2 protein-coding genes are annotated in these 1329 nt (G+C 59.4%); both read left to right on the forward strand.

The features are described from left to right. Positions 1-850 (forward strand): fimbrillin family protein (locus BN102_RS08020; RefSeq protein WP_019208607.1); only part of this gene is annotated, 850 nt, incomplete at its 5' end. A 197-nt stretch (positions 851-1047) separates the two neighbouring features. After that, the coding region (locus BN102_RS08025) for a hypothetical protein (protein WP_036787638.1) at positions 1048-1329 on the forward strand (282 nt) is incomplete at its 3' end.

A 1329-nucleotide genomic window follows, 5' to 3' on the forward strand; every position in this document is an offset into this window, starting at 1 on the left:
TAACTATTACTGGCCCACCACGGGTTCGCTGAACTTCTTCGCTTACGCCCCCGCCACTGTGACGGGAGCGGCTGTGACAGCGACCTCGCAGAAGATTACAGGCTTCACCCCCGAGACGGTCGTAGCCGACCAGAAAGACCTGGTGATCTCATACAACAGTGGCACGAAAGCCGCCAACGAGACATCCGGCGTGGCCATGAACTTCAAGCACGCCCTCGCGCAGATAGAGATCAAGGCCAAGTGCTCCAACGACAACATGAAGATAGAGGTCAAGGGCGTGAAGATCTGCCGCATCCCCTCTACCGCCGACTTCACGTTCCCCACCACGCCCACGGCGACGGGCTACGTGCTGGCACAGAGCCAGTGGTCGGGACCTTCCGCACAGAAGGACTACAGCACTTCGCTGTCCGCCACCACCACGCTGACCTCCACGGAGGCTAACATCACGGGAGACCACAACTTCCTGCTGATCCCCCAACAGCTGACTCCCTGGTCGGGAGGAACGGCGGCCGACGGTGCTTACCTTTCGGTGCTCTGTCAGATCTTCAGTAAGGACGGCTCCAACTTCGTGCAGCTCTATCCCAAGACACCGGGACGCTTCGCCTACTCCTCGGTGAAGATCAATACCAACTGGCAGCCCGGCAAGAAGTATATCTACACGCTGAACTACTGCGGTGACGGCGGTGGCGGCGGTTATATCGACCCCAGCCCGACAGACCCGCAGAATCCTACGGATCCGACCATCGACCCGAATCCGGGAACCGGAGGCGACCCGATCCTGGGCGGGCCCATCAAGTTCACCGTGACGGTAGACCCGTGGACGGACGAAAACGTGGGCATCAACATGTAAAAACTCCGTCCGGAAAGGATGTCGCATCACGATTTGGCAAGGACGGCGGGGGTTGGACCGACCCGACAAAGCGGACGGGGAGGGTGAAAGCCCTCTGTCCCCCGCCGTCCACACGTTTATCAGAGATTAGAGATTTAGGAATCAGCTATCGGTTCGAACTCTTGTGGCCGTAATTCAAACACTAAAGTTCAAATGAGATGAGAAGAAACAAAGACAACCGTTTTATCACGGCCCCCCGACTGGTGTGGGGCGGTTTGTTGCTATCCCTGCTGCTGTATGCGGCATGTTCCCAAGAGAGGGAAGAGAGCCCTCTGCAGGGCAGGTCTATCGGTTTTTCCGTCACCGCGCTCGCCGGGGCAGAGGGCAAGGAGGCGGACATGACGGAATCCGGAGTGAAAGGTCGGACGACGGCGGCGAGTGCCGCCGACACGCTGCCGGCCGTGCAGGTCATCGCCCTGAAGGGGGATGACGCCGGAGAA

It is taken from the genome of Phocaeicola abscessus CCUG 55929 (assembly GCF_000312445.1).
Lineage (GTDB): Bacteria > Bacteroidota > Bacteroidia > Bacteroidales > Bacteroidaceae > Phocaeicola > Phocaeicola abscessus.